The sequence below is a fragment of the Auritidibacter ignavus genome, assembly GCF_003703835.1.
In the GTDB taxonomy this organism is placed as follows: domain Bacteria; phylum Actinomycetota; class Actinomycetes; order Actinomycetales; family Micrococcaceae; genus Auritidibacter; species Auritidibacter ignavus.
In genome coordinates this window covers 1-1,247 of sequence record NZ_RDQR01000049.1, presented here as the reverse complement: position 1 = coordinate 1,247, position 1,247 = coordinate 1, and the positions used below count along the sequence as shown (strand labels likewise).

General features: G+C 57.1%; 2 protein-coding genes. Both read left to right on the top strand.

Features of this window, described 5'->3' with window-relative positions:
- Positions 1–81 precede the first annotated feature (81 nt).
- Positions 82–366 (top strand): transposase, encoded by a 285-nt coding sequence (locus DYI20_RS12115; protein ID WP_110111033.1) that lies wholly within the window; start codon positions 82–84, stop codon positions 364–366.
- The gene (locus tag DYI20_RS12110; RefSeq protein ID WP_158278494.1) at positions 336–1,217 is read left to right on the top strand and encodes an IS3 family transposase; all 882 of its coding nucleotides are present in this window, start codon (positions 336–338) and stop codon (positions 1,215–1,217) included. The genes DYI20_RS12115 and DYI20_RS12110 overlap by 31 nt, the downstream gene beginning before the upstream one ends.
- The last annotated feature ends 30 nt before the right edge of the window (positions 1,218–1,247 follow it).

Below are 1,247 nucleotides of genomic sequence, written 5' to 3'. Positions count from 1 at the left end.
TGGAGTGCCCTAGGTTTTTAGGTCCAGGTGACTTGAGTGTTGTCCATTGATGCCCCGCCTGTGGGTGGGGAGAATGGATGAATGGTGAAGAAGTTCAGCAAGCATACTCCCGAGCAGATTGTTCGTAAGCTCGATGAGGCGCGGGAGTTGAAGGAATCGGGATCAACGACAGCTCAGATCCTGACCGCGTTGGGGATTAGCGAAGCCACGTTGAACAGGTGGCAGGCTACCTATGGGTCGATGACGAAGAGCGAGGCGAAAGAGCTCCAGCGATTGCGCGAGGAAAACACGCGCTTGAAGCGTCTCCTTGGTCAGGCAGAGCTGGAGAAGGCTGCGTGGAAAGAATTATCGCAGGGAAACTTCTAAGCCCAGCTCGCCGCCATGATGCCGTCTGGCATCTGGTCGGGCTGGGCTACTCCCAAAGATATGCCTGCCAGATTGTTGGGCTCTCCCGTAGCGCTTACCGGCGCGCTAGGACCCGTGAAAGCAAACCTGATAAGTACGCAGACCTGCGCGAGTGGATGCACGAGTTCGCGCGTGATCACCGCCGGTGGGGACACCGGCGTGCCTGGAGGAACGCCTTGGCTGAGGGGTATGGGATATGCCGGGAAACTTTCCGCAGGATGTGGCGTGAAGAGGGTCTGCGCGTGTTGCCTCGCAAGAAGCGTAAACGCCTCAATGGACACGTCCAGCGCGATGTTCGGTCCGGCCAGTACCCGAACGAGGTGTGGGCACTGGACTTCCAGTTCGATTCAACATGGCACGGCAAGACAATCAAGATCTGCAACATTATTGATGAATACACCCGCGAACACCTCGCCTTCGCGGTCGATAAAAAGATTGATGCGGGCTCGGTGATCGAACTCCTTGACGTGGCTTGTCTGGAGCACAGAGGACGCCCTAGGGTGATCCGGATGGATAACGGGCCTGAGTTCATCGCCCACGCCCTCGAGGCTTGGGCGGCCGAGGATGAGACGATCCAAGCGTTCATCCCGCCAGGCCAGCCCTGGCATAACGGGTTCGTTGAGTCGTTCCATAACCGGATGCGAGACGAACTCTTGGAAGATAACAGTATCGAAAATCTCGACCATGCCCGCCTACTCGTGGCCCAATGGTCACGGCGCTACAATGACTTCCATCCGCACTCATCACTGGGCTACCTCAGCCCGCGGCAGTATGCGGAACAATGGAGACAAGAAAACACGGTCAACGCTTAAACCAAGTGGACCTAATTCTTAGGCCACCCC